Origin of the sequence: Pseudomonas sp. C1C7 (assembly GCF_013359595.1) — a bacterium.
In the GTDB taxonomy this organism is placed as follows: Bacteria; Pseudomonadota; Gammaproteobacteria; order Pseudomonadales; family Pseudomonadaceae; genus Aquipseudomonas.
The window spans coordinates 107821-132056 of record NZ_JABFMP010000004.1 but is presented as its reverse complement, the minus strand read 5'-3'; the positions used below and the strand labels follow the sequence as shown (position 1 = coordinate 132056).

19 protein-coding genes are annotated in these 24236 nt (G+C 61.6%); 6 read left to right on the top strand and 13 right to left on the bottom strand.

The genetic code is table 11. The features are described 5' to 3' along the window. Positions 1–108: 108 nt before the first annotated feature. The 6 genes from HNO86_RS05115 to mreB all read right to left on the bottom strand — a co-directional run bounded on the left by HNO86_RS05115 (position 109) and on the right by mreB (position 8944). A complete protein-coding gene (locus HNO86_RS05115) occupies positions 109–3915 on the bottom strand; it encodes a YhdP family protein (RefSeq protein ID WP_175375926.1) in 3807 nt (1268 codons plus the stop codon). A 75-nt stretch (positions 3916–3990) separates the two neighbouring features. After that, positions 3991–5448: a ribonuclease G gene (gene rng, locus HNO86_RS05110; protein ID WP_175375925.1), complete on the bottom strand. Its 1458-nt coding sequence runs from the start codon at positions 5446–5448 to the stop codon at positions 3991–3993. Positions 5449–5505: 57 nt separating this feature from the next. After that, entirely contained in the window at positions 5506–6102 is a 597-nt protein-coding gene (locus HNO86_RS05105) for a nucleoside triphosphate pyrophosphatase (RefSeq protein ID WP_175375924.1), read from the bottom strand. Positions 6103–6142: 40 nt separating this feature from the next. After that, on the bottom strand, positions 6143–6634 hold the full coding sequence (gene mreD, locus HNO86_RS05100) for a rod shape-determining protein MreD (RefSeq protein ID WP_175375923.1): 492 nt from the start codon (positions 6632–6634) through the stop codon (positions 6143–6145). Beyond that, entirely contained in the window at positions 6634–7767 is a 1134-nt protein-coding gene (gene mreC, locus HNO86_RS05095; protein ID WP_175376045.1) for a rod shape-determining protein MreC, read from the bottom strand. Before mreC ends, mreD begins: the two co-directional genes overlap by 1 nt. Before the next feature lie 139 nt (positions 7768–7906). After that, positions 7907–8944: a rod shape-determining protein MreB gene (gene mreB, locus HNO86_RS05090; RefSeq protein WP_002555108.1), complete on the bottom strand. Its 1038-nt coding sequence runs from the start codon at positions 8942–8944 to the stop codon at positions 7907–7909. A gap of 211 nt (positions 8945–9155) precedes the next feature. On the opposite strand from mreB, the gene gatC reads away from it, so the two are divergent. The 6 genes from gatC to HNO86_RS05060 all read left to right on the top strand — a co-directional run bounded on the left by gatC (position 9156) and on the right by HNO86_RS05060 (position 14446). Next, positions 9156–9443 carry an Asp-tRNA(Asn)/Glu-tRNA(Gln) amidotransferase subunit GatC gene (gene gatC / locus HNO86_RS05085; protein ID WP_085726363.1) on the top strand — a complete coding sequence of 96 codons (288 nt, stop codon included), beginning with the start codon at positions 9156–9158 and terminating at the stop codon, positions 9441–9443. Between the two features lie 16 nt (positions 9444–9459). Then, positions 9460–10911 carry an Asp-tRNA(Asn)/Glu-tRNA(Gln) amidotransferase subunit GatA gene (gatA, locus tag HNO86_RS05080; RefSeq protein ID WP_175375922.1) on the top strand — a complete coding sequence of 484 codons (1452 nt, stop codon included), beginning with the start codon at positions 9460–9462 and terminating at the stop codon, positions 10909–10911. Positions 10912–10921: 10 nt separating this feature from the next. Next, positions 10922–12367, top strand: coding sequence for an Asp-tRNA(Asn)/Glu-tRNA(Gln) amidotransferase subunit GatB (gatB, locus tag HNO86_RS05075; RefSeq protein ID WP_175375921.1), 1446 nt, complete (start codon positions 10922–10924; stop codon positions 12365–12367). Between the two features lie 220 nt (positions 12368–12587). Beyond that, entirely contained in the window at positions 12588–12959 is a 372-nt protein-coding gene (locus tag HNO86_RS05070; protein ID WP_175375920.1) for a septal ring lytic transglycosylase RlpA family protein, read from the top strand. A gap of 48 nt (positions 12960–13007) precedes the next feature. Next, positions 13008–14069 (top strand): calcium/sodium antiporter, encoded by a 1062-nt coding sequence (locus HNO86_RS05065; protein ID WP_175376044.1) that lies wholly within the window; start codon positions 13008–13010, stop codon positions 14067–14069. After that, the gene (locus tag HNO86_RS05060; protein WP_175375919.1) at positions 14066–14446 is read left to right on the top strand and encodes a carboxymuconolactone decarboxylase family protein; all 381 of its coding nucleotides are present in this window, start codon (positions 14066–14068) and stop codon (positions 14444–14446) included. The genes HNO86_RS05065 and HNO86_RS05060 overlap by 4 nt, the downstream gene beginning before the upstream one ends. 120 nt (positions 14447–14566) lie before the next feature. Here HNO86_RS05060 and HNO86_RS05055 read toward each other — a convergent pair whose 3' ends face one another. The 7 genes from HNO86_RS05055 to HNO86_RS05025 all read right to left on the bottom strand — a co-directional run bounded on the left by HNO86_RS05055 (position 14567) and on the right by HNO86_RS05025 (position 24150). Beyond that, entirely contained in the window at positions 14567–15508 is a 942-nt protein-coding gene (locus HNO86_RS05055) for an AEC family transporter (protein WP_175375918.1), read from the bottom strand. 158 nt (positions 15509–15666) lie between these two features. Next, the gene (gene garD / locus HNO86_RS05050) at positions 15667–17220 is read right to left on the bottom strand and encodes a galactarate dehydratase (protein ID WP_175375917.1); all 1554 of its coding nucleotides are present in this window, start codon (positions 17218–17220) and stop codon (positions 15667–15669) included. An 11-nt stretch (positions 17221–17231) separates the two neighbouring features. After that, entirely contained in the window at positions 17232–18593 is a 1362-nt protein-coding gene (locus HNO86_RS05045; RefSeq protein WP_175375916.1) for an MFS transporter, read from the bottom strand. A gap of 149 nt (positions 18594–18742) precedes the next feature. Then, a complete protein-coding gene (locus HNO86_RS05040; protein ID WP_175375915.1) occupies positions 18743–20188 on the bottom strand; it encodes an aldehyde dehydrogenase family protein in 1446 nt (481 codons plus the stop codon). Positions 20189–20263: 75 nt separating this feature from the next. Beyond that, a complete protein-coding gene (kdgD, locus tag HNO86_RS05035) occupies positions 20264–21175 on the bottom strand; it encodes a 5-dehydro-4-deoxyglucarate dehydratase (RefSeq protein ID WP_175375914.1) in 912 nt (303 codons plus the stop codon). Positions 21176–21569: 394 nt separating this feature from the next. Beyond that, complete coding sequence (locus HNO86_RS05030; RefSeq protein WP_175375913.1) at positions 21570–22319, bottom strand: FadR/GntR family transcriptional regulator; 750 nt, start codon at positions 22317–22319, stop codon at positions 21570–21572. A 103-nt stretch (positions 22320–22422) separates the two neighbouring features. Beyond that, positions 22423–24150 (bottom strand): ABC transporter ATP-binding protein/permease, encoded by a 1728-nt coding sequence (locus HNO86_RS05025; protein ID WP_175375912.1) that lies wholly within the window; start codon positions 24148–24150, stop codon positions 22423–22425. Positions 24151–24236 lie beyond the last annotated feature (86 nt).

The window sequence follows — 24236 nt, the reverse complement described above, 5'->3', positions numbered from 1 at the left end:
GTTGCCTGATGCCCCGCGGCGTTCTCGGGTCCATCGCGAGCAGGCTCGCGCCTATAGGGGGCGGTGGCGTTAGGGCCATGCTACTCCATAGGTCCGGGGATCGGGTTTTCAAAAAGGCTTGTCGAAGGTGATTTTCGGGTCTTTCCACGGGCCTTTGACCGTGTATTTCACGCTGGCAAAACGGGACACGCGGTCGCCGATCAGCTTGTCGATCAGGAACAAGGCCCCACCGACCGCCGGTGCACCGACAAGCAGCGCGGCGATCGGCAGGTTGTTGGTCACCGGCAAGGTCACCAGCAGTTTCGCGTCGATCTGATCGGCCACCATGTTCAGGGTGCCGTTGAGTTCCAGGGTGCTGGACGGGCCGGTCACGCGAATCGGTTCACGGGTGACGTATACGCCGTTGGTCGCTACCAGCAGACCTTTGACCCGGTCATAGCTCAGGCCTTTGCCGAACAGGTCGGAGAAGTCCAGGCGCAAGCGGCGACCGATGGAGTTGAAGTTGAGCAGGCCAAACACCCGCAGGGCCTGGGCACTGCCTTCGACCTCGACGAACTGCCCTTCGGTCAGCGATGCATCGAGGGTGCCGGAGAAGCGCTTGGTCGCCAGCCAGGCCGGTGACCCGGGCCAGTTCCCGTCGACGTCCATGTGGAATTCCTTGCTGGTGACGCTCGGCGCAAAACCCCAGCCCTTGAGCACATCGGCGAGGTTCTTGCCGCTGGCCCGCCCCTTGAACCAGCTGGTACTGGCTCCCGGCATGCCCTCCCAACCGCCATTGCCCTGCAACAGAATGCCCTTGAGCCCCATGTCCAGCGAGTTGAGTGCGATGCCCTTGGGTGTCGGACGCACTTTCAACGACCAGCCGCCGACCAGGTCATTGCCCTGGAACAGCTGGTTGACGGTGATATCCATCGCCGGAATCTTGCTCGGGTCGACCGAGGCCAGAGGATCAGGGGAATTCTCGTCGGCCAGCACCTTCGGATCCGGAGCCGGCAGGCGCACGGTCTGCAGGTTGATGGCGATCGGCGCAGCCTTCGCATCGGGAAGATTGGCATTGCCCTTGACCTGCTGGCTGTCGAGTTGCAGCGCCCATGCCGAGGGTTTACGGGTGAGCTGCACGGAAGCCTGATCCAGGGTGGTGCCCATGGCCGTGAGCTTGTCGACCTTGAAATCGGCACCGCTGAGCAACTGCTTGGCGCTGCCGCCGGGATCGTTCCCGGCATATTTGCTCACCAGATCCTGCCAGGGGCCGACGTCCAGTTCCGACAGCACGCCACGGATGCGCAAGCCTTTGTTGCCCGGCAGCACCGCCTCGCCATTGCCCAGGAACAGCTCACCACGGCCATCGGCGAAATTGCCGGTCGGCGCGGCGAAAGTGAAGTTGGCCAGCTCGCCATAATTCACCCAATAGCGCCGCTCGGGGCCCTGCAGGGTCATGCGGAAGGTCGTGTCACGTCCCGCATCCGCGGTCATGCCGAATGGTGCCGGCAGATCGACCGCAACGCCCTTGAGATTGGAATTGACCATCAACTGGCTGTCCGCGCCGTCCAGGGTCAGTTGCAGTTGATAGGGGATCAAGCCACTCACCGGCAGCGGCTGGGTGACGCTCAGCCATTCGCTGAGCTTCTTGACTTCAATCTGCCCCGAAGCGTTTACCCGGGTCTTCATTTTGCCCGGACCGCCCTCGGCGAAAATCTGCGCGCTCACCGGCTTGTCGAAGGCTCGGGCGGTGATGTTCTGCCCGCTCAGGCCCTTGTTGCTGTCGAAGCGGAAATCGCCTTTGAGCTGAGACAACTCCAGCGCAGGCTCAGGCAGTTTCAGGCGGGACTTGGCGGTCTTGAAGTCGACGAGGATCTTCGGCTGCTCACCCTTGGACAGCGCAATATCCAGTTTCAACTTGCCTTGCAGCTCACCCTCGCCCTCCCAGCCGGCGAAGGTTTCAGCGGTGCCGATTGGCGCTTCCTTGAGGATTTTCAGGCCATCGCCCAGTCCGCCGGAGAATCCGCCGTCGAGGAACAGGCGAACGGTCTGTCCGTCCGGCACGTGAGGAATATTGACGTAGACATCGCTGACCTGGGTATCGAGCAATTGCCCCTTGCTGGCCAGGACCCGCACACCACTGTCTTCGACGAACACATCGCCGGTGACCTTGCTGACATGGGGCCAGCCGGGCTGGAACGCCAGTTCGGCGTCATGCACCTTGAAAAACAGGCTGATGCTGCGTGACTCAGGCGTCGCGCCGTGGTTCAGCGACCCTTGGTACTGGAAGAAACCCTCGTCCACCGCGCCCTTGAGAATCGCCGTGCGCAACCATTCGTCCAGCGCCGGGCTCAGCACCGCCGGCAGGTACTTGGCGGTGTAGCGCCCATCACCGTCCACCATGCCGACCCGCAGGTCCATGTAATCTTCCTGGGTGTGATCGAAATGCAGACGGATCAGGAAGTCGCCGGCAATCTTGCCCTCCTCGCCCAACACTTTCAGGTACGGCGCGATCAGGGTGAAGCCTTCCTTGTCCAGCCTCCAGGTCAGGCGCGCATTGGCCTGCAGGTAATTCCAGGGTTTGGCGAAAATCGGGTCCAGGTGCAGCATGAAATCCTTGGTGTCCATGCGCAGTTCGCCATGGCCCAGGTCGCCGCTGATGCTGCCCGTCACGTTTCGAGCCGCCGGAGCGCCGTGATAGGCGTCGAAACCCACCTGTTCGAGGTTGGCGGCGAAACTGAATTTGCTGTCGTCGGTGGCATTGGGCCGAATGTCGATCAGCACATTGCGCAACCCGCCCTGGACCTTCAGGCGCTCGACCACCGTGGCAAAGCCTCCAGGCAAAGGCGCCAGGGCGTTGAGCAAGGGGGTGAGCGGCGTCAGGTCGAGACGATCGGCCTGCAAGTGCCAGAGTTCTTCGGCCTTGTCGCTGGCGGCGGTCTGTTTGACTTGCAGACGGGATTCCCAGCGGGTTTCGCCAAGGCTCATCGCCAGGGAATCCAGGGTCACCAACATGCCTTCGTCGCTGCGCTGGAAATAGCCATTCAGCGCCAGGTTATCGATCTTCACCGGCTTGCGATCAGCATAGGCACCCTTGAGTTGCGGAGCGTTCAGACGAACCGCAGCACTTTGCAGCAGGCCCTTGCCCCAGGTCGCCCACAGCTCGCCACCGGCCTTGATCTCGGAAAAATTCCATTGCTGACTGACGCGCTCGGGCAACCATTTCGACCAGTCACTCTGGGGCAGGCTCAGGTAAACCTCGGCCTCGCCGTCCTTCCACTGGCTCGCGCGAATACGGGTGCGCAAGCTCATGGCCACTGGCTGGCCGTCGGGCAGGGTCAGGCGGGCATCGAGGCGTTGGCGAGAAATACCGGTTTTCAGGTTCAGGCCAACGTAAGTGAGGGTCAGCGGCGATTCACCCCAAGGCTGCAGGGTCACCTGGCTGTCGAGCACCGACAGTTGCTGGATCATCTGCATGCGATTGAGCAGCTGTTCCGGATCGAGGGGCTTGTCGTCCTTGACGACCGGCAAGCCTTCGAGCGCCCACTCGCCGTCATCGCCTTGCTTGAGGCTGATCTTCAGGCCATTGAGCGACAGATGGGCGATGCGCACTTCACGGGCGAGCAGACTGGCCCACAGGTCCGGCACCGCGCGCACGGTTTCCAGATGCAGGGCATTGGCGCCCTCGCCCACCGTGACATCGTGAGCCGAGACAATCGGCGCGAAACCGCTCCAGGAGCCTTTCAACTCACCGATCTGCAGCGGCATGCCCAAGGCCTCGGTGGCCCGGGTTTCGACTTCGGTACGGTATTCGGCGACCAGCGGCGCCAGTTCCCGGCCAAGGCTGACGTACAGCGCCATCAACACCAAAACCAACGCGCACAGGCCCAGCCCCCAACGGGTCAGTGCGGCCAGAATGCGTGTCAGACGCTCCATGTCAGTTGGCTCCCATGGCAAAAGTTTTGCAAAAAGCTGAGGCCAGCCGTGCAGGATAAGTGGTGACGCCGCGTATCAGAGCAGCACCACGTCGTATTGTTCCTGGGAATACATGGTTTCTACCTGAAACCGAATGGTGCGTCCGATGAAGCCTTCAAGTTCGGCAACGTTGCCCGATTCCTCGTCGAGCAGGCGGTCGACGACTTTCTGGTTCGCCAATACACGATAGCCTTCCGCCTGATAGGCGCGAGCCTCGCGGAGGATTTCGCGGAAAATTTCGTAGCAAATCGTCTCAGGAGTTTTCAGCTTGCCGCGCCCCTGACAGCTGGTGCATGGCTCGCAGAGGATCTGCTCCAGGCTTTCGCGGGTACGCTTGCGGGTCATCTGCACCAGGCCCAACTCGGTGATGCCGATGATGTTGGTCTTGGCGTGATCGCGCTCCAGTTGTTTCTCGAGGGTGCGCAGGACCTGGCGCTGATGCTCTTCATCTTCCATGTCGATGAAGTCGATGATGATGATCCCGCCCAGGTTGCGCAGGCGCAGTTGGCGAGCGATGGCGGTGGCCGCTTCGAGGTTGGTCTTGAAGATGGTCTCTTCGAGATTGCGATGGCCGACGAACGCCCCGGTGTTGACGTCGATGGTGCTCATGGCTTCCGCCGGATCGACCACCAGGTAACCGCCGGACTTCAGCGGGACTTTGCGCTCCAGGGCTTTCTGGATTTCGTCTTCGACGCCGTACAGGTCGAAGATTGGCCGTTCGCCGGGGTAGTGTTCCAGACGATCGGCGATTTCCGGCATAAGCTCGGCGACGAACTGCGTGGTTTTCTGGAAGGTTTCCCGGGAGTCGATGCGAATTTTCTCGATCTTCGGGCTCACCAGGTCGCGCAGGGTACGCAATGCCAGGCCGAGATCTTCGTAGATCACGCTGGGCGCGCTGATGGTTTTGATCTGCTCGCTGATCTGGTCCCAGAGCCGGCGCAGGTAACGAATGTCCATGAGGATTTCATCGCCACCGGCACCTTCGGCCGCCGTGCGCAGGATGAAACCGCCGGCTTCCTTGATCCCTTCCTTGGCCACGCAATCGCTGACCACCTGTTTCAGGCGCTCACGTTCGGCTTCGTCTTCGATCTTCAGGGAAATGCCGACATGTGCAGTGCGCGGCATGTACACCAGATAACGCGACGGGATCGACAACTGGGTGGTCAGACGCGCGCCCTTGGAACCGATCGGATCCTTGGTGACCTGCACCACCAGGCTCTGGCCTTCATGCACCAGCGCGCCGATGCTTTCCACCGCCGGACCTTCACGCAGGGAAATCTCCGAGGCGTGGATAAACGCGGCACGATCCAGGCCGATGTTGACGAAAGCCGCCTGCATCCCCGGCAAGACCCGAATGACTTTGCCTTTATAGATATTGCCGACGATCCCGCGTTTTTGCGTCCGTTCGACATGGACCTCTTGCAGCACACCGTTTTCGACCACCGCCACGCGTGATTCCATCGGCGTGATGTTGATCAGGATCTCTTCACTCATGGCAGGGTCTCGTTCAGGCATGTTCACGATAGTGGCCGCATCTGTTCAGCACGGCGCTCAGCGCGCGGCTGGGGTTTGCCAACAGGGTATGCCGAAATGGCCCAGCAGTTGCGCGGTTTCGCACAGCGGCAATCCAACCACCGCCGAGTAACTTCCATTGAGCGCGGCGACGAACACCGCGCCCAGGCCTTGAATCCCATAACCACCGGCCTTGTCCCGCGGCTCACCGCTGGCCCAGTAGACGGCCGCCTCGTCGCTGCCGATTTGCCGAAAAAGCACGTTGCTGGTGACGACCCGCGACTCGCAGCGGTCGCCTTCGAGCACGGCAATGGCGGTCAGGACTTGATGCTCTCGCCCGGACAATATCTTCAGCATGGCGCAAGCATCAGCTTCATCAACCGGTTTGCCGAGAATTTTGCCTTCGAGCACAACGGCGGTATCGGCGCCCAGTACGCAGAACGGTGCATCGGACACCACGACATTGCGGCCGGCCGCAGCCTTGCCGCGCGCCAGACGCTCGACGTAGGCCGATGGCGATTCGTGATTCAGAGGGGTTTCATCGATGTCCGCACTGACGGCGGTGAACGGCACGCCAATCTGCGTGAGCAGTTCACGCCGACGTGGCGAGCCTGAGGCAAGGTAAAGCGATTTCATCAAGACATCTCCCTGTCGAGGTGGCAAATGCCTGACCGAATCAGTTGATTTTGTAGCGGCGACGCAATCCACGCAAACCGAAGCTGATCCATGGCCAGAGCAAGGCGCTGACCAGTGCCGGCAATACCAGCGCCAGCGTCGGCTGACGGTTGCCGGTCAGGGCGCTCAGCCAGAGTTGAACGAGCTGCGCCAGACCGAAGATCACCAGGATCACCAGGCTCTGCTGCCACATCGGGAACATCCGCATGCGTTGCTGCAGCGCCAGCACCAGGTAGGTGATGAGGGTCAGGATCAATGCGTTCTGGCCCAGCAACGTGCCGTACAGCACGTCTTCAGCCAGGCCCAGGCACCAGGCGGTGACCATGCCGATCTTCTGCGGCAGGGCCAGGGCCCAGAACGCCAGCAGCAGGCCAAGCCACAGCGGGCGGAGGATCTCCATGAATTGCGGCAACGGCGAGACGCTGAGCAGCATGCCGATGGCGAAGGTCAGCCAGACGATCCAGCCGTTACGGGAGGCTTTGACACCGACCATTATTCTTCTCTCTCCGTGTTAGCCGGCGCAGAGACAGGCGGTTTGGCAGCCGGCTTGGCGGGTTGCGTTACCGCAGGCTTGGCTGGCGGCTTGGACGCAGCGGAATGGGACGCGGCCGGTTTGGCCGGTGTGGTCGCCGGGGCCGTTGCCGGCGCTGCGGGCGCTGCTGGAGTCGCCGGAGCAGCAGGTGCCGCCGCCGCAGCCGGAACCAGCGCGGGCTTCGGCACGGTCGCCGGCATCATCGGACCACCACCCTGCGCATCCAGTGCTTCCTGGGCCTGCGCGGCGTCATTGGCGCGCTCTTCCGCGGTGCGGTTGTCGCTGAACACCAGCAACAGGTAACGGCTGCGATTGAGGGCGGCGGTCGGCACGGCGCGGACGACGGCGAACGGCTGGCCGGTGTCGTGCAGCACTTCCTTGACCGTGGCCACCGGATAACCCGCCGGGAAACGCTGACCCAGGCCGGAGCTGACCAGCAGATCGCCTTCCTTGATGTCGGCGGTGTCCGCCACGTGACGCAGTTCGAGACGTTCCGGGTTGCCAGTGCCGCTGGCAATCGCCCGCAGGCCGTTGCGATTGACCTGGACCGGAATGCTGTGGGTCGAGTCGGTCAGCAACAGGACACGGGAGGTATAAGGCATCAGCTCGACCACCTGCCCCATCAGACCACGGGCATCGAGCACCGGCTGGCCGAGGACCACACCATCACGCTCACCTTTGTTGATGATGATGCGATGGGTGAAGGGGTTGGGGTCCATGCCGATCAGTTCGGCCACTTCGACCTTTTCATTGACCAGCGCCGAAGAGTTGAGCAATTCGCGCAGGCGAACGTTCTGCTCGGTCAGGGAGGCAAGCTTTTGCATGCGCCCCTGCAACAGCAGGTTTTCGCTCTTGAGTTTTTCGTTTTCGGCGACGAGTTCGGTCCGGCTGCCAAACTGGCTGGCCACGCCTTCGAACAGCCGCTGCGGCAGGTCGGTGATCCAGTAGGACTGCATCAGCACCAGCGACATCTGGCTGCGCACCGGCTTGAGCAGTGTAAAGCGGGCATCGACGACCATCAGCGCGACCGATAGCACGACCAGCACCAACAAGCGCACGCCCAACGATGGACCCTTGGTGAAAAGCGGTTTAATAAGCCGCTCCTCCCAGGCAAATGTTCTCTTTATTCATAGGCAGACCGGCCTGGATGAAAACTGACAGAAGATAAACGCGAACAGGCAGCACTGCAAAGTGCCGCCTGCGCGCTCAACAGCATAGAGGCAATCCGGCGACTTATTCGCTGGAGAGCAGATCCATGGTGTGCTTATCCATCATTTCCAATGCACGGCCACCGCCGCGAGCTACGCAGGTCAGCGGGTCTTCGGCGACGATCACCGGCAGACCGGTTTCCTGGGCCAGCAACTTGTCGAGGTCACGCAGCAAGGCGCCACCACCGGTCAGGACCAGACCACGCTCGGCGATATCGGAAGCCAGTTCCGGAGGCGATTGCTCCAGAGCGCTCTTCACGGCCTGAACGATAGTGGCCAGGGACTCTTGCAGAGCTTCCAGCACTTCGTTGGAGTTCAGGGTGAATGCGCGTGGAACGCCTTCGGCCAGGTTACGGCCGCGAACGTCGACTTCACGGACTTCGCCGCCCGGGTAGGCAGTACCGATTTCCTGCTTGATGCGTTCGGCGGTGGATTCGCCGATCAGGCTGCCGTAGTTGCGACGCACGTAGGTGATGATCGCTTCGTCGAAGCGGTCGCCGCCAACGCGTACGGATTCGGCGTAAACCACACCGTTCAGGGAGATCAGGGCGATTTCGGTGGTACCACCACCGATGTCCACGACCATCGAACCGCGGGCTTCTTCAACCGGCAGGCCGGCACCGATTGCAGCGGCCATTGGCTCTTCGATCAGGAATACTTCACGGGCACCGGCACCAAGGGCCGATTCACGGATGGCACGACGCTCGACCTGGGTGGATTTGCACGGAACGCAGATCAACACGCGAGGGCTAGGCTGCAGGAAACTGTTTTCGTGAACCTTGTTGATGAAGTACTGCAGCATTTTTTCGCAGACGCTGAAGTCGGCGATCACGCCGTCCTTCATCGGACGAATGGCAGCAATATTGCCTGGAGTACGGCCCAGCATGCGCTTGGCTTCGGTGCCGACAGCGACGACACTTTTCTGGTTACCGTGTGTCCGAATGGCCACAACCGATGGCTCATTCAGGACGATACCGCGCTCGCGCACGTAAATAAGGGTGTTGGCAGTGCCCAGGTCAATGGAAAGATCGCTGGAAAACATGCCACGCAGTTTCTTGAACATGGGAAAGGGACCCTAGGCAACGCGTGGGTAAAAAAGTGCGGCAAACTCTAACAACGACAGGGATTTTGGGCAAGGCGCCAATATGTTAAATTGGCCGCTTTTCTGCGCACCAAGCCCCACAATCGCGGCCTTATGACCGTAGAAGTGCGGTTGCGTTCCGACAAACTAACACACGGACAGTGTCCGTTTTGTTTTCCACTGGAGAACCCCAATGGCTCTAGAACGCTCCGACGTGGAAAAAATCGCTCATCTGGCCTGCCTTGGCCTCAATGAAGCCGATCTTCCAAACGTCACTTCGGCCCTCAACAGCATTCTCGGACTGGTCGACGAAATGCAGGCCGTCAATACCGATGGTATCGAACCGCTGGCCCACCCACTGGAAGCCAGCCAGCGCCTGCGTGCGGACGTCGTGACCGAGACCAATAATCGCGAGGCCTACCAGTCCATCGCACCAGCGGTCGAAAACGGCCTGTACCTGGTTCCGAAAGTCATCGACTAAAGGGAAAGAGCCTGCAATGCATCAATTGACTCTGGCCGAGATCGCCCGCGGTCTCGCCGACAAGAAGTTTTCCTCCGAAGAGCTGACCAAAGCCCTGCTGGCGCGCATCGCCCAGCTCGATCCGCAGCTCAACAGTTTCATCAGCCTCACCGAAGAGCTGGCCCTCAGCCAGGCGAAAGCCGCTGACGCGCGCCGGGCCAATGGTGAGGACGGCGCCCTGCTCGGCGCGCCGATCGCCCATAAAGACCTGTTCTGCACCCAGGGCATCCGCACCAGCTGCGGCTCGAAGATGCTCGACAACTTCAAGGCGCCCTACGACGCCACCGTGGTCGCCAAGCTGGCCGCTGCCGGGGCTGTGACCCTGGGCAAGACCAACATGGACGAATTCGCCATGGGCTCGGCCAACGAGTCGAGCTACTACGGCGCGGTGAAAAACCCGTGGAACCTGGAGCACGTACCGGGCGGTTCGTCCGGTGGTTCGGCCGCCGCGGTTGCCGCTCGTCTGCTGCCCGCCGCCACCGGCACCGACACCGGCGGTTCCATTCGTCAGCCCGCTGCGCTGACCAACCTCACCGGCCTGAAACCGACGTACGGTCGCGTTTCCCGTTGGGGCATGATCGCCTACGCCTCCAGTCTCGATCAGGGCGGTCCGTTGGCTCGCACCGCCGAAGACTGTGCAATTTTGTTGCAAGGTATGGCCGGCTTCGATCCGAATGACTCCACCAGCATCGACGAACCCGTGCCGGACTACAGCGCCGGCCTAAACGGCTCGCTGCAGGGCCTGCGCATCGGCGTGCCGAAAGAGTACTTCGGCGCCGGTCTCGACCCGCGCATCGCCGAGCTGATCCACAACAGCGTCAAGGAGCTGGAAAAGCTCGGCGCCGTGGTCAAGGAAATCAGCCTGCCGAACATGCAGCACGCCATTCCTGCGTACTACGTGATCGCCCCGGCTGAAGCCTCCTCGAACCTTTCGCGTTTCGACGGCGTGCGCTTCGGCCATCGTTGCGAGAACCCGGTCAACCTGAGCGACCTGTACAAGCGTTCCCGTGGCGAAGGCTTCGGCGCGGAAGTGCAGCGCCGGATCATGGTCGGCGCCTACGCGCTGTCCGCCGGTTACTACGATGCCTATTACCTGAAGGCACAGAAGATCCGTCGCTTGATCAAGAACGACTTCATGGCTGCCTTCAATGAAGTCGACATCATCCTCGGCCCAACCACGCCGAACCCGGCCTGGAAGCTCGGCGCCAAGAACAGCGACCCGGTCGCTGCGTACCTGGAAGACGTCTACACCATCACCGCCAACCTCGCGGGTCTGCCGGGCTTGTCCATGCCTGCCGGTTTCGTCGACGGTCTGCCGGTCGGCGTGCAGCTGCTCGCCCCGTATTTCCAGGAAGGCCGCTTGCTCAACGTTGCGCACCAGTACCAGCTCAATACTGACTGGCACACCCGCACCCCAACCGGCTTCTGAGGAGAAACACATGCAATGGGAAGTCGTGATCGGGCTGGAGATTCACACCCAGCTCACCACCCGGTCGAAAATCTTTTCCGGTAGTTCCACCACGTTCGGTTCCGAGCCGAACACCCAGGCCAGCCTGATCGACCTGGGCATGCCTGGCGTTCTGCCGGTGCTGAACCAGGAAGCGGTGCGCATGGCCGTGATGTTCGGTCAGGCGATCGACGCCGAGATCGGCCAGCACAACGTGTTCGCCCGCAAGAACTACTTCTACCCTGACCTGCCCAAGGGCTATCAGATCAGCCAGATGGAATTGCCGATCGTCGGCAAGGGCCACCTGGACATCGCCCTGGAAGACGGCACGGTCAAACGCGTCGGCATCACCCGCGCGCACCTGGAAGAAGACGCCGGCAAGAGCCTGCACGAGGAATTCGGCGGCGCTACCGGCATCGACCTGAACCGTGCCGGCACGCCGCTGCTGGAAATCGTTTCCGAGCCTGACATGCGCAGCGCCAAGGAAGCCGTGGCCTACGTCAAGGCGATCCATGCGCTGGTGCGTTACCTGGGCATCTGCGACGGCAATATGGCCGAAGGCTCGCTGCGTTGCGACTGCAACGTGTCGATCCGTCCGAAAGGCCAGGCCGAGTTCGGCACCCGCTGCGAGATCAAGAACGTCAACTCGTTCCGCTTCATCGAGAAGGCGATCAACAGCGAAATCCAGCGTCAGATCGAGCTGATCGAAGACGGTGGCAAGGTGATCCAGCAGACCCGCCTGTACGATCCGAACAAGGACGAGACCCGTCCGATGCGCAGTAAAGAGGAAGCCAACGACTACCGTTACTTCCCCGATCCGGACCTGCTGCCGGTGGTCATCGAGCAATCCTTCCTCGATGAAGTGCGCGCGACCCTGCCGGAATTGCCGCCGCAGAAACGCGAGCGTTTCCAGGCGCAGTTCGGTCTGTCGGTCTACGACGCCAGCGTGCTGGCCACCAGCCGCGAGCAGGCAGACTACTTCGAAAAAGTCGCCAGCATCGGCGGGGACGCCAAGCTGGCGGCCAACTGGGTGATGGTGGAGTTGGGCAGCCTGCTCAACAAGCAAGGCCTGGACATCGAAGAGTCGCCGGTTTCGGCCGAGCAACTGGGCGGCATGCTGCTGCGCATCAAGGACAACACCATCTCCGGCAAGATCGCCAAGGTGGTGTTCGAAGCCATGGCCAACGGCGAAGGTAACGCTGACGAGATCATCGACAAGCGCGGCCTCAAGCAAGTGACCGACACCGGCGCCATCTCCGCCGTGCTGGACGAAATGCTCGCGGCCAACGCCGAGCAGGTCGAACAGTACCGCGCGGCAGACGAAGCCAAGCGCGGCAAGATGTTCGGCTTCTTCGTCGGCCAGGCCATGAAAGCCTCCAAAGGCAAGGCCAACCCGCAGCAAGTGAACGAATTGCTGAAAAGCAAGCTCGAAGGCTGACAAAGATGGAGCCAGTTTTCAAACCTGGCTCAAAACCTTGCAGGAGCGAGCTTGTGTGGCGAGGGGGCTTGCCCCCGTTGGGTTGCGAAGCGACCCCGAAGGCTGAACTTGCGGATTATCTGACAATCCCAGTATTCAGTTTTGGGACTGCTGCGCAGTCCAGCGGGGGCGAGCCCCCTCGCCACATAAACCGCTTACAGTTGCTTCGGGGAATCCGTTTATGAAGCGTCTACTCGGCGCCTGCGCCCTGCTCTCGCTGCTTGCCGGCTGCGCCAGCACCGACACCGTCGACCCGCATGGCTATGACAAGACCGGCATAGCGTCCTATTACGGCGCCAAACATCAAGGCAAACGCACCGCCAGCGGCGAGCGTTTCGACAAGAATTCCCTGACCGCCGCCCACCGCCAACTGCCCTTCGGCACGCGGGTGAAGGTCACCAATCTGAGCAACGACAGATCCTGCGTGGTGCGCATCAACGATCGCGGACCTCACACCCGCGGCCGTCTGATCGACCTGTCCCACGAAGCCGCCGAACGCTTGGGGATGCTCAGAAGCGGCACCGCACGGGTTCGCGTGCAGGCCCTCGACTGATACGGAGCCCCGACTATTTTCGGACTAGCCGACATTCCGCTGATCAGCCTGATCGAATTGATCAGCGGCCTGGTGCTGCTGATCGCCGGCGCCGAACTGATGGTCCGCGCCGCCGTGCGTCTGGCCGCTCGCCTGCATGTCCGCCCGCTGATCATCGGCCTGACCATCGTCGCCCTCGGCAGCAGCGCACCGCAGATGGCGGTGAGTTTGCAAGCGACCCTGGCGCACAACGCCGACATCGCCGTTGGCAGCGTGATCGGCAGCAGCATTTTCAACATCCTCGTCACCCTCGGTCTGTCGGCGCTGATCATCCCGTTACGGGTGTCGCGCCAACTGGTGCGCCTGGACATTCCCCTGATGATCGGCGCCAGCCTGCTGGTGTTCGTGTTGGCCTGGAACGAAGACCTGACCCGCACCGACGGCATGATTCTGCTGGCGGCATTGCTGCTATATCTGGGCCTGCTGCTGCGTCAGTCGCGGCACTCGGTGCGCCCGGTATCGAGCCATGAGCAAAGCGGACCGGCACCTTGGATCAGCAGCCTGCTGATGATCGTTGCCGGTCTGGCGATGCTGGTGTACGCCGGGCACCTGCTGCTCGGTGCGGCCGTGTCGGTTGCCACCGATCTCGGGCTGTCGGAGCGAATCATCGGCCTGACCATCGTCGCCGTCAGCACCTCCCTGCCGGAACTCGCCACCTCGCTGATCGCCGCATTGCGCGGTGAGCGTGAGATCGCCGTGGGCAACGTGGTCGGCAGCAACCTGTTCAACCTGCTGGGTGTGCTGGGTGTGACGGCGTTGATCGCGCCAGCGCCGCTGTCGGTATCGCCCAACGCCCTGGATTTCGACCTGCCGGTGATGCTCGGCGTTACCGCGCTGTGCCTGCCGGTGTTCTATTCCGGTTACCGGGTGACCCGCGCCGAAGGCTTGCTGTTTCTCGGCTTGTACCTGGCTTACGGCCTGCACGTGGTGTCGTTCACCACCGGGATGCCGCTGGCGGGCAAGCTTGAGCACCTGATGCTGTTTTTCGTCCTGCCGGCGCTGGTGGCGTTCCTGCTGTTCACGTCGCTGCGCGCCTGGCGTCGCCAACACCACAAGAGGGAATTGCCATGACCAAGAACAAGAAATCCGGCGTTGAAGTACGTCGCCAAGTGATGGGCGATGCCTTCGTCGACCGCGCACTGGGCAATGCCACCGAGTTCACCCAGCCGCTGCAGGACTTCGTCAACGAACACGCCTGGGGCGGCGTCTGGAACCGCGAAGGCCTGCCACTGAAAACCCGCAGCCTGATCACCCTCGCCGCCCTGACGGCACTGAAGTGCCCGCAGGAATTGAAGGGGCACGTGCGCGGTGCGCTGAACAACGGTTGCACGGTGGAAGAGATTCGCGAGGCGTTGCTGCACTGCGCGGTGTATGCGGGCGTGCCGGCGGCGATCGATGCGTTTCGGGCGGCGCAGGAAGTGATCGATACCTACCAGAAATCCGAGTGATAGATCTGACGCTTTCGCGGGCAAGCCTCGCTCCTACAGGTTTTGAGGTGTGACACGCCGCCCCTGCAGGAGCGAGGCTTGCCCGCGAAGAGGCCCGCAAAGACACCACAAATCCCGGGCCTAGATCCACCCACCCCACTGCAACAAAAAGATCCCGATATTGGTGGTCACCGCCGCCATCAACGTGGTGATCACGATGATCGCCGCCGCCAATTCATGATTACCATCCGCCGCCCGCGCCATGACGAAACTGGCCGCCGCGGTCGGGCTGCCGAAGTACAGAAACAGAATCCCCAGCTCCGCCCCACGGAATCCCCACAGCCACGCGCCCAGCGTCGCCAGCACCGGCAGGCCGAGCATTTTCACCAGGCTCGAGCTGAGCGCCATTTTGCCGCTTTTGCGCAGCGCCGCCAGCGACAGCGTGCCGCCGATGCAGATCAGCGCCAGTGGCAAGGTGGTTTGCGCCAGGTACTGGCCGGAGGTTTCCAGCCACCCCGGCAAGCCGATGTTGAAATAGGCAAAGGGCGCCGCCGCGATCACGCTGATGATCAGCGGATTGCTGACCACGCTTTTGCAGATGCTCCACGGATCGGACTTGATCACCGGGCTGTACACCGCCAGGACGATGGTCGAGAGCGTGTTGTAGAACAGGATCACCAGTGCCGCAAGGATCGCGCCGAGGGAAATCCCGTAGTCGCCGTACATGCTCGCCGCCAACGCGAGGCCGATCACCCCGTTGTTGCCGCGAAAGGCACCCTGGGTGTAGATACCGCGGTCTTCGCGCGGGCAACGGAAAATCGCCCAGCCCCAGGCGATGGCAAAGCACACCAGGGTCGCGACGCAGAAGTAGATCAGCAGCGCCGGCTGCAGCGCGGCGTGCAGGTCGGCATGCAGGATGCCCAGAAACAGCAACGCCGGCATGGTGACGTTGAACACCAGGGCCGACGCTGTGTGAATGAAATTGTCGTTGATCCAGTCGATGCGCTTGAGCAACACCCCCAGAAACAGCATGGCAAACACCGGAGCGGTGATGTTCAGGGTTTCGAGGAAGATTGCCAGCATGCCGGGGAGGACCTTGAGGTGGGTGTCGTTAGTGAGCTAATGATAAGCCACAGAGGACGTTGGCGTCTGGTAGAAAGCCTTCGCGAGCAAGCCCGCTCCCACAGGTACAGCGCATTCCATGTGGGAGCGGGCTTGCTCGCGAAGCAGGCGACTCGGTCTCAGGTGATCGGCGCCGGATTGAACAGGGTAATGTCGTTGTACAGCTTGTGCCGCTCGGCCCAGGTCTGCGCCTTGCCGCTGGCCACATCCAGGTAGTAGTGGAACAGCTCCCAACCCAGCTCCTCGATGGAAGCACGACCGGTTGCGATGCGGCCGGCGTCGATGTCGATCAGGTCCGGCCAGCGCTGGGCCAGCTCGGTGCGGGTCGAGACCTTCACTACCGGGGCCATGGCCAGCCCGTAAGGCGTGCCGCGACCGGTGGTGAACACGTGCAGGTTCATCCCCGCCGCCAACTGCAAGGTCCCGCAGACGAAATCGCTGGCCGGGGTCGCGCAGAAGATCAGGCCTTTTTCCTTGAAGCGCTCGCCAGGGCCAAGCACGCCAGTGATCGCGCTGCTGCCAGACTTGACGATCGACCCCAGGGATTTCTCGACAATATTCGACAGCCCGCCCTTCTTGTTGCCCGGCGTGGTGTTGGCGCTGCGATCCGCTTCGCCCTTGGCCAGGTAACGGTCGTACCAGTCCATTTCCCGCACCAGTTCCTGGGCGACGCTTTCGGTTTTCGCCCGGGACGTCAGCAGATAGATGGCGTCACGCACTTCGGTCACTTCGGAAAACATCACCGTCGCGCCCGCACGCAACAACAGGTCCGAGGCATAGCCCAGGGCCGGGTTGGCGGTGATGCCGGAAAACGCATCGCTGCCGCCGCACTGCATGCCCAGGATCAGCTCGGACGCCGGCACGGTTTCCCGACGGCGCTGATCGAGCTTCTTCAGACGGGTTTCCGCCAGCTCCATGATCTGCTCGATCATCTCGGTGAAACCGTGGCTGGAGTCCTGCAGGCGATACAGCCACGGCTCGCTCAAGTCCACCGAGGCATCGTCCTCGTGCATCACCTGCCCGGCCTGCAACTTCTCGCAGCCCAGGCTGATCACCAGCGCCTCGCCACCCAGGTTCGGGTTGCGCGCCAGGTTGCGCACGGTGCGAATCGGGATGTAGGCGTCGGTGGCGGTGATCGCCACGCCACAGCCGTAGCTGTGGGTCAGCGCCACCACGTCATCGACATGCGGATACTTGGGCAGCAACTCGTCCTTGATGCGCTTGACCGCGTGATCCAGCACACCGGTCACACACTGCACGGTCGTGGTGATACCGAGAATGTTGCGCGTGCCGACGGTGCCGTCGGCGTTGCGATAACCCTCGAAGGTGTAACCCTCCAGCGGTGCCTGCGCGTCCGGCACCTCGGTGGACAGCGGCAGGCTGTCCAGCGGTGGCGCGGTCGGCATACGCAGTTGATCTTCCTTGACCCAGCTGCCGCGTGGAATCGGCTGCAACGCGTAGCCAATGACCTGGCCGTAACGAATCACCTGGCCGCCCTCGGGAATGTCTTCCAGGGTGACCTTGTGGCTCTGTGGCACGAAGTCCACGGTGACCAATCCATCGGCAAACGCAGTACCGGCCGGTACGCCCTGATCGTTGACCACGATCACTACATTGTCCCGCTCGTGCAGGCGGATGTAGCGCGGCGAGTCGGAATGTTCAATCAACTGCATGACGCCGCTCCTCAGGAATGGGCTTGAGACAATTTGTTGTTGGTTTCAGGACCGTTCACCGGTGGCTCCTTGAGTACCACACGCTTGATCGGACCTACGATGACCAGATAGCTGAACACCGCAACCAGCGCGTTGCAACCAACGAATACCAGCGCCCACTTGAACGAGCCGGTAGAGCTGATGATGTAGCCGATGACGATCGGGGTGGTGATCGATGCCAGGTTGCCGAAGGTGTTGAACAGGCCACCGCTCAGACCGGCGATCTGTTTAGGCGAAGTGTCGGACACCACCGCCCAGCCCAGTGCGCCCACGCCTTTGCCGAAGAATGCCAGGGCCATGAAGCCGACCACCATCCATTCGATGTCCACGTAGTTGCACGCCACGATGCTGCTCGATACCAGCAGGCCGGCGATGATCGGTGCCTTGCGGGCGAAGGTCAGGGAATGGCCCTTGCGCAGCAGGTAATCGGAAATCACCCCGCCGAGCACACCACCGATGAAGCCGCAGATGGCCGGCAAGGACGCGATGAAACCCGCCTTGAGGATGGTCATGCCACGCTCCTGCACCAGGTACACCGGGAACCAGGTCAGGAAGAAGTAGGTGATGCCGTTGATGCAGTACTGGCCCAGGTACACGCCGAGCATCATGCGGTTGGTCAGCAGTTGGCGGATGTAGTCCCACTTCGGACCGTCGGCCTTCTTGCCCTTCTGGTCCATGTCGACCATGCCGCCGTTCTCGGAGATGTGCTTGAACTCGGCATCGTTGATCCGTGGGTGTTCACGCGGGCTGTAGATCACTTTCAGCCAGACCAGCGAGAAGATGATGCCCAGGATACCCATGACGATGAACACGTGTTCCCAGCCGAAGGAGTAGACGATCCAGCCCATCAGCGGCGCGAACAGCACGGTGGCGAAGTATTGCGCCGAGTTGAAGATCGCCGAGGCCGTACCGCGTTCAGCGGTCGGGAACCAGGCGGCTACGATGCGGGCGTTACCCGGGAAGGATGGCGCTTCGGCCAGGCCTACCAGGAAGCGCAGCATGAACAGCGCAACCACCGCCGTGGACATGCCGAATTCACCGACGAAGCCTTGCAGCACGGTGAACAGCGACCAGGTGAAGATGCTCAGGGCGTAGATTTTTTTCGAGCCGAAACGGTCCAGCAGCCAGCCACCGGGAATTTGCCCGGCCACGTAGGCCCAACCGAATGCGGAGAAGATATAGCCAAGGGTGACCGCGTCGATGCCGAGGTCTTTTTGCAGGCTGGAGCCGGCGATGGCGATAGTCGCCCGGTCGGCGTAGTTGATCGTGGTCACCAGAAACAGCATGAGCAGGATCAGGTAGCGGACGTGAGTCGGCTTTTGGGTCGATTGCATGTAGATGTACTCCCACTGATTATTTTTATGCGCGGGTGATTCTTTTTTTGTTCCTGCAGGAGCTGTCGAGTGAAACGAGGCTGCGATCTTTTGATTTTTTAAAGCAAAGATCGCAGCCTGCGGCAGCTCCTGCAGGGTGTCGCGGTGTATCAGGAGCCGATGTAGCTGGTCTTCACGACTGTGTAGAACTCTTGCGCATAGCGGCCTTGCTCACGTGATCCATAGGATGAACCCTTACGCCCACCGAACGGAACGTGGTAATCCACGCCGGCGGTCGGCAGGTTGACCATCACCATCCCGGCCTGGGAGTGGCGCTTGAAGTGGTTGGCGTACTTCAGGGACGTGGTGGCAATGCCCGCCGACAGACCGAATTCGGTGTCATTGGCCATGGCCAGCGCGGCTTCGTAATCGGCCACGCGAACGATGTTGGCCACCGGGCCAAAGATCTCTTCGCGGCTGATGCGCATCGACGCTTCGCTGTCGGCAAACAGCGTTGGCGCGAGGAAGTAGCCCTCGGTGTCGCAGGTCACCAGGCCACCGCCACTCACCAGGCGCGCGCCTTCGGACTGGCCGATGTCGATGTACTTCATGTCCTGTTCAAGCTGAGCCTGGGAAACCACCGGACCGATATCGGTGCCGGCCTTGAGTGCGTGACCGACCTTGATCGACTTCATGCGCTCGGCCATGGCTTCGACGAACTTGTCGTGAATCCCGGCGGTGACGATCAGGCGGCTCGAGGCGGTGCAACGCTGGCCAGTGGAGTAGAACGCGCTCTGCACCGACAACTCGACGGCCTGCTTGAGGTCGGCGTCATCGAGGATGATTTGCGGGTTCTTGCCGCCCATTTCCAGCTGGACCTTGGCCTGACGCGAAACGCAGCTGACCGCGATCTGACGACCCACACCCACGGAACCGGTGAAGCTGATGCCGTCGACCTTCGGGCTGTTGACCAGCGCATCGCCAACCACGCGACCGCTGCCCATCACCAGGTTGAACACGCCAGCCGGGAAGCCTGCGCGGGAGATGATTTCCGCCAGCGCCCAGGCGCAGCCCGGCACCAGATCCGCCGGCTTGAGCACCACGCAGTTGCCGTAGGCCAGGGCCGGGGCGATTTTCCACGACGGAATGGCAATCGGGAAGTTCCACGGCGTGATCAAGCCGACCACGCCCAGGGCTTCGCGAGTGACTTCAACGTTGACGCCAGGACGCACCGACGGCACGTAGTCGCCGGACAGACGCAAGCATTCGCCGGCGAAGAACTTGAAGATATTACCGGCGCGGGTCACTTCACCGATGGCTTCCGGCAGGGTCTTGCCCTCTTCCCGGGCCAACAGGGTGCCGAGCTCATCGCGACGGGCGAGGATTTCGGTGCCGACCTTGTCCAGTGCATCGTGGCGCGCCTGGATACCGGAGGTGGACCAGGCCGGGAATGCGGCGCGGGCGGCATCGATGGCGGCGTTGACCTGGGCCAGGTCAGCCTTGGCGTAGTCGCCGATATTGTCGCTCAGTTCGGACGGATTGATGTTGGCCGAGTAATCGGCACCGGCAACCCACTCGCCGTTGATGTAGTTGTCGTAACGTTTTGCATTTGTCACGGGACTGCCCTCGAAACAAAGAGATCTCACGCAAAAGGCCGCTGAATACTCAGCGGCCTCGTTAAAACGGGTGTGTTACTGGGCGCCCTGCTTGTCCATGAGCGCGGCGAGCATTTCGTACTCTTCGCCGGTCAGGTCGGTCAGCGGGGTGCGCACAGGACCTGCGTCGTAGCCGGCAATTTTTGCCCCGGCCTTGACGATGCTCACCGCGTAACCGGCTTTGCGGTTACGGATGTCCAGGTACGGCAGGAAGAAGTCGTCGATGATCTTGGCAACGGTGGCGTGATCGTCGCGAGCGATGGCGTGGTAGAAGTCCATCGCGGTTTTCGGGATGAAGTTGAACACCGCCGAGGAGTAGACCGGCACGCCCAGCGCCTTGTAGGCCGCGGCGTAGACTTCAGCGGTCGGCAAGCCGCCCAGGTAGCTGAAGCGATCGCCCAGGCGACGACGGATCGACACCATCAGTTCGATGTCACCCAGACCATCCTTGTAACCGATCAGGTTCGGGCAACGCTCGGCCAGACGCTCCAGCTGCACCGCGTTCAGGCGGCAGACGTTGCGGTTGTAGACCACCACACCGATGTTCACCGATTTGCACACGGCTTCAACGTGGGCGGCAACGCCGTCCTGGCTGGCTTCGGTCAGGTAGTGCGGCAGCAACAGCAGACCCTTGGCGCCCAGACGCTCGGCTTCCTGAGCGTATTCGATGGCCTGACGGGTCGAACCACCGACACCGGCCAGGATTGGCACGCTGGTAGCGCAGGTGTCGACGGCGGTCTTGATGATTTCCGAGTATTCGCTGGCGGCCAGGGAGAAGAACTCACCGGTGCCGCCGGCGGCGAACAGGGCCGAGGCGCCGTACGGGGCCAGCCACTCCAGACGCTTGATGTAGCCAGCGCGGTTGAAATCGCCCTGGGCATTGAAATCGGTGACCGGGAAAGACAGCAGACCGGCAGAGAGGATGGACTTAAGTTCTTGTGGATTCATTGTTCGAACACCCTGGATTGCGACGTTTGTGTGTGGAGACCGTTCAGCCCGACGCTGAAGTTGTAGGTCATCGTACAACTTAAAATACAACCGTCAACTGCATTTCATCGTCAGAGGTGAAAATTGTTCGACAAGATGGATTGATAGCCCATGGATACGGGGGTTTCAGGATGTGAGGAATAGGTCGGGTTACGCGATCAACGGTTTGATAGAGATACGTTGTCGGAAGATTTAGTAGGAGAAATCAGAGGATTGCGAAATGGCTAATGGCCTCTTCGCGGGCAAGCCTCGCTCCCACAGGTTTCGTGTTGATCTGATCGATCCAAAAACCTGTGGGAGCGAGGCTTGCCCGCGAAGACTGCCGCAATGTCGACAAATGACTTGGGATGGAAACTTACCCCCGCTGCGCCTCAGCCTCTTCATGGGCATGGCGCAACCGCTCGCGGCTGTTGGTCAAGTGCAGGCGCATCGCGGCTCGGGCAGCGTCAGAGTCCTGGCGGGCGATGGCTTCGTAGATTTCTTCGTGCTCGCGGCTCAGGCGATTCATGTAATGCTGCTGATCGTCATGGGCCAGGCGCGCGGAGTTCAGGCGGGTACGCGGGATGATGCTGGTACCCAGGTGGGTCATGATGTCGGTGAAATAGCGGTTGCCGGTCGCCAGGGCAATCTGCAGGTGGAACTGGAAGTCCGACGCCACCGCATCGCTGGCGTGGGCGACGCTTTCGTTCAGCGCATCGAGCGCTGCGCGCATCAGGCCAAGCTGCTCGGTGGTGCGGCGTTGCGCGGCAAGGCCGGCGGATTCGGTTTCGAGGCTGATGCGCAATTCCAGAACGGCCAATACGTCACGCAAGGTGACCACGGTGGCCGGGTCGATGCGAAAGCCGCTGGGGCTTGGGGTGTCGAGCACGAAGGTGCCGATGCCGTGGCGGGTTTCCACCTGGCCGGCTGCCTGCAAACGGGAAATCGCCTCGCGCACCACGGTGCGGCTGACGCCATGGGCATCCATGATCGCCGACTCGGTGGGCAACTTGTCGCCGCGCTTGAGGTGACCGTCGCGGATCTGCTCGGACAGCACCGTCACCAGTTCCTGAGCGAGGCTGCGGCGCTTGCGAGGTAGGCGTGGTGCGTCGTTCGGGTTTTCCATGGTGAACATCTGTCTCGAAGAATCGGCTGAAATCGCATCATAGCTCAACGGGGTTGTACGATCACCTCTACCCCTACACTGCCCGCTCCTACAGGGGGTCGGTTCAGGCAGTCACGGTCTGATCCACCAAATGCCCGTTGTCGATCCGCACATGCCGCGGATGGAAGCGCTTCAGGCTGCTGCGGTGGCCGACGCTGACGATGCTCAATCCCGGCAGCTCATCGATCAATGCCTGGTACAGCGTCGCTTCGTCTTCCTCGTCCATCGCCGAAGTCGCTTCGTCCATATATAGCCACTGCGGTGCGTACAGCAGCGCACGGGCGAAGGCCAGACGCTGCTGCTCACCCGGCGACAACATGCGCTGCCAGTGATTGGCCTCGTCCAGACGCCCGATCAGATGCGGCAAGCGGCAGGTTTCCAGAACCTGCTCGTAACGCTCGTTCGGGTAGGTGTCGCCGGCTTGTGGATAACTCAACGCCTCACGCAGCGTGCCAATTGGCAGGTAAGGTTTTTGCGGCAGGAACAGATATCGCGCCGCCGGCAGGCGAATGCTGCCGTGCCCCGCCGGCCACAGGTGACCCATGGCTCGCAACAGCGTCGACTTGCCGCTGCCGGAGCGACCGCTGAGCATCACGCGCTCGCCCTCCTCCACAGTCATGTCGGCATTGGTCAGCAGATGACGACCATCGACCAGATCCAGGCCCAGGTTGTGCACTTTCAACGCATCCCCCTGGTTCTGCACATCGATGGCCGGTGCCCGTTGCTCGTTGTCGGTCATGGCCTGACGGAAGCTCAGCAGACGATCGCAGGTCGCGCGCCACGAGGCGAGGCTCTGGTACGCGCTGATGAACCAGCTGAAGTTGTCCTGGACATTGCCGAATGCCGAGCTGATCTGCATCAGTTCGCCCAGCTCGATCTTGCCGGCCAGATAACGCGGCGCGGCCAGCATGAACGGGAAGATCACCGCCGCCTGCTCGTAGCCGGAGGTGAAGAAGGTCAGGCGCTTGGACACCCGCATGATGTCCCAGAAGTTGTGCCAGACCATCGAGAAGCGATTGTTCAGCCGGCGATGTTCATTGGGTTCGCCGTTGTACAGCGCGATGCTTTCGGCATTCTCGCGAATGCGCACCATGGAGAAACGCAGGTCGGCTTCGAAGCGTTGCTGGCGGTTGTTCAAGCCAATCAGGCGACGACCGATCAGGTGCGTCAGCCAGCTACCCACTACCGCGTACAACAGCACGCCCCAGAACATGTAGCCGGGAATGGTGATACCGAACAGTTCGATGCTGCCCGAGACGCCCCAGAGGATGATCGAGAACGACACCAGGCTGACGATGTTGCGCAGCAGGCCGATGCCCAGGCTCAGGGTGTCGCTGGTGAAGTTGTTAAGGTCTTCGGAAATCCGCTGGTCCGGGTTATCGGTGTAGCCGCCCTGCTCCAGCTGGTAGTAGTTCTTGTCCGCCAGCCAGCGACCGAAATGCTTTTCGGTGAGCCAGGCCCGCCAGCGGATCGTCAGCATCTGGGTCAGATAAAGCCGATACACCGCGCCGAGAATCGCCACGGTGGCAATGCCGCAGAAGTACAGGATCAGCTTCCAGAACGCCGCTTCGTCCTTCTGCTGCAGGGCGTTGTAGAAATCCTTGTACCAGCTGTTGATCCACACCGAGATCGCCACGCTGAACAGCGACAGCGCAATCACCGCGATCAGCAACGTCCAGGCCTTGCCCTTCTCTTCGCTGCGCCAGTAGGGCGTGATGATCGCCCAGACCTTGCGAAAAAACTGCCCGCGCACAGCATCGTTGACCGCGCAATACTCAGCGTTCTGATTCATGGATAAGGCTCGATAAGAAAAAGTACAGGCACGAACCGATCATAGATGATCGGTTCGGATTGTTGCGAGGAACGACCTGCATCTGT